A 6,000-nucleotide genomic window follows, 5' to 3' on the forward strand; every position below is an offset into this window, starting at 1 on the left:
GTTTTAATCAACAGCATTAGCTATCTGCCAACGCTACAGGTAACGGTTGAAGCGATGCTGTCGTTAGCAGACGTTCGCGAATCTGACGAGATCCCAAGCTATTTGCGCTTACATTAGCCCTCAACGGCAATCACAGACTCAATCAGAGCTTCGGCGCTGGTGCTATACTCGCGATCGTTAATCCATTCCAAGTCGAGCCATTCTTCAACGACTTCGAGCAGTGCTCTCACCGCAAAATCACGCTGAATCAGTTCAACGATCGCATTCCAAGCAGCGGTCGCAGTCGGGAAAAATCCCATTTCTACGCGATATCCGGCTGAGTGCCACCAAATGCCGACCCAGCCTGAGTTTTCTTGAGTCAGTTCGATGGATTGTCCAAGATAGTGCATCATAGGTCTGCTGATTGATTAACGAATAACATCAGAATAGGAAATCTAATTGACGTTGGCATCTGCTACAAGAAACGGAAATAGGTAAGGCCGTCTCACTCTCTGGTTACAATTTCAACTATACTTTCTGATTACGAATGGCAAAGTCGATCGGATTGCCAGGGGTGGATCACGGATCACCAATGAACGAGTAGAAATACTTAGGGCAGCCTTCTTAAAACAGGTAGACAAACCGCTAAATCTTTTTCAAAGCTGATCCCAATAAAACTTTTCTCTGCCTTTAGCATGATGCAGAAATTGAGCTAGGATCTAAGTAAGAAAGTTTTTTGACAACCTAGTCTTGAAATACTCAATGTCTAACAAGACGTTGAGACAAGTTTGGGTTGTGCCATATTTTTAAATGCCATATCGTAAACGTTCTTAACAGTCGTTTTTCGGGGCGATCGTCCATCCGTGGTGAAGTCATCATTAGGTTAAGCACTCCCTCTCAATCTTGAAGGTTCAAGTCGATGAGATTACTCGGTAGATGTCTAGAAAACGCTTGCCCTGCTGACATGGGTGAGCTTGCAATGGTTCGTCAACTCGAAATTTCCTACCCTCGCCCTCAGCTTCAGCGCGGCAACTGGCTCAATCTTAACGGTGACTGGAAGTTTGCCTACGACGATGACGGGCTGTGGAAGCAACCCAACCATGTCTCGGAATGGAACCGGACGATCGTCGTTCCTTTTGCACCAGAATCAAAGCGCAGTGGCATTCACGATACTGGGTTTCATACCAACTGCTGGTATGAGCGATCGTTTGACTTAGAGCCAAGTCAAGACTCTAATCGGGTGTTGCTGCACTTTGGAGCGGTCGATTATCGCGCTCGTGTTTGGGTCAATCATCAGTTTGTCGGCGAACATGAGGGTGGTCATACGCCGTTTAGCTTTGATATCACCTCAACGTTAAACCTAGAAGGCGAACAGATTGTCACCGTTTGGGCACACGATGACCCGCACGATTTGGCGAAGCCTAGAGGCAAACAAGACTGGCAGCTAGACGCACACAGCATTTGGTATCCGCGCACCAGTGGCATCTGGCAAACAGTTTGGGTCGAGTGTGTGCCCAAAACCTACATCAGCCGCCTCCGATGGACTCCTCACCTAGAGCGCTGGGAAATCGGGTTTGAAGGTTTTACATCGGGCGAGATGCTCGAAGAACTACAGCTCAAAGTGCGGCTGTCGATCGCAGGTCGTCTCTTAGTCAATGACCTCTATGAAGTGCTGAATGGAGAAGTGCATCGACGCATTGCCCTATCTGATCCGGGCATTGATGACTATCGCAACACATTGCTGTGGAGTCCTGAAAAGCCGACGCTGATTGATGCTCAGATTCAACTGTGGCACCAAGGCAGATTGTTGGATGAAGTGAAATCTTATACGGCAATGCGATCGGTGTCGATTCAGCGCGATCGCTTTATGCTCAACGGTCATCCTTATTATCTGCGGCTCATTCTCGATCAGGGCTATTGGCAAGACACGCTGATGACTCCGCCTTCTGATGAAGCGCTGCGGCTGGATATTGAGCTAACGAAGCGAATGGGCTTCAACGGTGTGCGGAAACACCAGAAGATTGAAGATCCTCGCTTTTTATATTGGGCAGACGCGATGGGGCTGCTCGTTTGGGAAGAAATGCCCAGTGCGTATCGGTTTACGCCCAAAGCCGTGCAGCGCATTACTCAAGAGTGGACAGAAGCGATCGAGCGCGATGTCAGCCATCCCTGCATTGTCGCTTGGGTGCCATTTAACGAATCGTGGGGTGTGCCTAATCTGACTGAGACGGCAGCTCATCGCCACTATGTTCAAGCCCTTTATTATCTGACGAAAACCCTCGACCCGACTCGCCCGGTGATCGGCAATGACGGCTGGGAGAGTGCCACGACCGATATTTTGGCAATCCACGATTATGACAATCAGCCGCAACGATTAGCTAAACGCTATGGGTCGGATGTGAAACTCTCGGATTTGTTCGATCGTCAGCGTCCCGGTGGACGAATTCTCACGCTTGATGGCTATCCGCATCAGGGGCAACCAATCATGCTCACCGAGTTTGGCGGCATTGCCTATGCGCGCCCCGATGCCACCGATGCCGATAAAGCTTGGGGTTATGTGCGATCGCACGACACCTCCGATCTGCAACATCGCTATTCGTCACTACTCGGTGCGGTGAATCGAGTTGAGATCTTTAGCGGCTTTTGCTATACGCAGTTAACCGACACCTTTCAGGAGGCAAACGGGTTGCTGTATGTCGATCGTACGCCCAAATTTTCGCTAGAAGCGATCGCGTCTGCAACTCTGGGCAGGGAATCGGACAACGAGGCTATACTAACAGCGCCCGGAACATGGTCAGAAGCCGAAAATGTACTCCCAGGAACTTCTCAAGCCGGATGGACGGAAACTCACCCTATACAGTCGGTGCCCCATTGTAGCGGACACCCTGGCTCCTAGCCCTGGCAGTGAACCGATTCAGGCAACGCCCCATTTACGATGGCACCCTCTGCGAGGTGAGTGGGTTGCCTATGCGAGTCATCGTCAAGGGCGCACATTTTTGCCGCCGCCTGAATACAATCCGCTTGCGCCGACCACCGATCCGAAGTTTCCGACGGAGTTGCCGCAAGGGAACTATGACATAGCAGTGTTTGATAATCGATTTCCGTCGATGACTTTGCAAGTGGAGACGGCTCCGATCGAGATTGTGGAGACTCTCCCGGCAAATGGAGCGTGTGAAGTAGTCGTCTTTACCCAAGATCCGCAAGCTTCTCTCGGCTCGTTAGATCTGAGTCACCTGGAGTTGTTGCTGCAAGTCTGGGGCGATCGCACACGCGCGCTCAGTCAACATTCTCAAATTCAATATGTATTGCCGTTCGAGAACAAGGGTATTGAAGTAGGTGTGACGCTCAATCATCCGCACGGACAAATTTATGCTTATCCGTTTGTGCCGCCTGTGCCTGCCAAAATGTTGGAGTGTCAGCGCTCGTATTATCAAACCCATCAGCGCGGACTGTTAGCCGATCTAATTCAGCGAGAAATTAAGGACGATCGGCGGATTCTATATCAAGATGAATTCGCGATCGCGTTTGTCCCAGTGTGCGCTCGTTATCCCTATGAGGTTTGGATTGCGACGATCCAATCTGTTGCAACTTTTTCAGATCTGACCTCTGAACAGCGATCGGGTTTGGCAAAAGCTTTAAAAACCGTGACGCTAAAATTTGATGGTTTGTGGAATCGTCCGTTTCCTTATTTGATGGCGTGGTTTCAGGCTCCGACTGACGGTGAGCCACATCCAGAATCTCATCTTCATGCCGAGTTTTATCCGCCTTATCGAACCAGCGATCGTTTAAAGTATTTGGCAGGCACCGAACTTGCAGCAGGTATGTTTGCCAATGATGCACTACCCGAAGACAAAGCAAAAGAATTGCAAGCAGTATTGGTAACGCTAGAAGAATAAGAATCTCTGAAGATTTAAGAATGGCTATTATAAGCTCGCGGCAATCAGAAATTGAATACAAGTGCCAATACTCGATTAATCCATACTTTCTAAGGGCACCGAGCCAAAACTCCAATCAGGATAACTGCCGACATTTAGGCATTATGTGGCAAGAAAACCGGATAAAACCTTAAGCTTGGGGAATTATCCAGCCTCTACACAGCAATAGTCCGGACAGTTTTTTGAACGGCTTCACAAGGCTTTCAGGGCTTACAGTTCCAGGATCGAGCTATTTTTTCAAAGTTAGCTCTACCCCTGACTTTGATAATAAGATCCTGTCCACGGTTGAATCAGGGTTTGAGGCTCAAAACCTGCTCAAATTTTGTCCGGAGTATTGACACAGCATAATTCTCCTATGAAGCGTATTATGCTAATTGGTAAGTTTTCAAACGGCAGAAATAAGAGTGAACTGGATTAAGTTACAACATACGGAGTGCCGTAATAAGCATTTTTAGGAGGTCATTTGTATGTTGGGAACTCCATCGGCTGAAGTTGAAATTGATGCCTTATTGGTATCACAGCTACTCACTGAACAGCACCCAGATCTGCAAAATCTGTCGATTCAGTTTGTTGATTCGGGTTGGGATAATGCGATGTTTCATTTGGGCGATCGCTTAGCAGTGCGGCTTCCCAGGCGAGCGATCGCAGCAAGACTCCTAGAAAAGGAACAACACTGGCTTCCACAACTTGCAAAGCAACTTCCAATAGCAGTTCCCGTGCCTCACAGAATTGGATTGCCGTCCCCGCTTTATCCTTGGCATTGGAGCATCATTCCTTGGCTCTCAGGACAAACCGCAGACGAAATTCGACTCAATATGAATCATGCCCGACAGTTTGCGCTGTTCTTGAAAGCTCTACACATTGCAGCACCTGACAATGCCCCGAAGAACCCATTTCGAGGCGTTCCCCTAATTCAGCGAGTCACCATGATGAATGAGCGGATGCAACGAGTAGAAGCACAGACAGCGGTGATCACACCAACTCTACGATCGCTTTGGCAACAAGCAGTTGATGCACCGATTGACCTAGAATCGACGTGGATACATGGCGACCTACATTCACGTAATATTTTGGTAGACAAAAGCGGCATTAAAGGGGTGATTGATTGGGGAGATTTGGCTGTGGGAGATAGAGCAACTGATCTCGCTGCATTCTGGTATTTGTTCCCTGAGCAGCATTTAAGGCAACCCGCTATCAAGGCTTATGGCGAAGTATCTGAGGCGACATTGGCCCGTGCCAAAGGTTGGGCAATTTTATTTGGCGTTGTTTTGCTCGATTCGGGATTAGTGGATCACTCACAATATGCAGCGATCGGGCAGAAGATTTTACAATGTGTTGATCAATCGTAAGCCAATGCTGATTTATTAGAAAGTCTCTAGAGCAACTAAAATAGAGAGGCAAACCAGACTTGACGGGAGTATTTTGTATGGTTTTATCAGAACTAATCTCGACATTGCGGGGGCTAAATCGTGCAGACAAACTCTATGTCATGCAAGTTCTAATCTCAGAATTAGCCCAACAAGAAACGGATCTAATCAGACCCGACCAGTCTTATCCAGTGTGGTCGCCTTGTGATGCGGTTGAAGCAGCAGATACGATGTTAAAAGTGCTACAAGCTGCTAAAACTCAAAACCATGCGTAATGCTGAACGATATCCTTTTGTCTCTGGTGATGTTGCATTAGGCGAAGCTAGTTTTCGCCCATACTTGCCCCTGACTCTGATTTATCAGCAAGCTTCTGTTAGAGCATCCGGTCTGTTAGACACTGGAGCAAGTGTAAATGTGCTTTCGTATTTGGTAGGGAATGAACTTGGATACGAATGGGAACGGCAAACAACAGCACTGATTTTGACAGGAAATTTGGCTCAGTACGAGGCGCGTGTTGTGATGTTCAAGCCATTGTTGGAGAGTTTGAGCCTCTACAGTTAGTATTTGCATGGACGCAAGCTACAAATGTGCCGCTCATTTTGGGACAAGTCAACTTCTTTATGGAGTTTGATGTTTGTTTCTACGGGTGCGACCTCTACTTGATTTAATCATTCAATCATGATATTACCTCAGTGATGCAACCAAGAGGGGTGAGTATG

6 protein-coding genes are annotated in these 6,000 nt (G+C 48.0%); 5 read left to right on the forward strand and 1 reads right to left on the reverse strand.

Annotation, left to right across the window (positions count from 1 at the left end; translation table 11 throughout):
* Positions 1-113: 113 nt before the first annotated feature.
* Positions 114-392: a hypothetical protein gene (locus tag C7B65_RS09190; protein ID WP_106253977.1), complete on the reverse strand. Its 279-nt coding sequence runs from the start codon at positions 390-392 to the stop codon at positions 114-116.
* Between the two features lie 506 nt (positions 393-898).
* On the opposite strand from C7B65_RS09190, the gene C7B65_RS09195 reads away from it, so the two are divergent.
* The 5 genes from C7B65_RS09195 to C7B65_RS28730 all read left to right on the forward strand — a co-directional run bounded on the left by C7B65_RS09195 (position 899) and on the right by C7B65_RS28730 (position 5,949).
* On the forward strand, positions 899-2,875 hold the full coding sequence (locus C7B65_RS09195) for a glycoside hydrolase family 2 protein (protein WP_073070705.1): 1,977 nt from the start codon (positions 899-901) through the stop codon (positions 2,873-2,875).
* Positions 2,787-3,875 (forward strand): galactose-1-phosphate uridylyltransferase, encoded by a 1,089-nt coding sequence (gene galT / locus C7B65_RS09200; protein ID WP_073070704.1) that lies wholly within the window; start codon positions 2,787-2,789, stop codon positions 3,873-3,875. Before C7B65_RS09195 ends, galT begins: the two co-directional genes overlap by 89 nt.
* Before the next feature lie 506 nt (positions 3,876-4,381).
* Positions 4,382-5,263 (forward strand): aminoglycoside phosphotransferase family protein, encoded by an 882-nt coding sequence (locus tag C7B65_RS09205; protein WP_073070703.1) that lies wholly within the window; start codon positions 4,382-4,384, stop codon positions 5,261-5,263.
* Between the two features lie 77 nt (positions 5,264-5,340).
* A complete protein-coding gene (locus tag C7B65_RS09210; RefSeq protein ID WP_073070702.1) occupies positions 5,341-5,556 on the forward strand; it encodes a hypothetical protein in 216 nt (71 codons plus the stop codon).
* Positions 5,557-5,733: 177 nt separating this feature from the next.
* A complete protein-coding gene (locus C7B65_RS28730) occupies positions 5,734-5,949 on the forward strand; it encodes a hypothetical protein (protein ID WP_244913187.1) in 216 nt (71 codons plus the stop codon).
* Positions 5,950-6,000 lie beyond the last annotated feature (51 nt).

It is taken from the genome of Phormidesmis priestleyi ULC007, assembly GCF_003003695.1.
GTDB lineage: Bacteria > Cyanobacteriota > Cyanobacteriia > Leptolyngbyales > Leptolyngbyaceae > Phormidesmis_A > Phormidesmis_A priestleyi_A.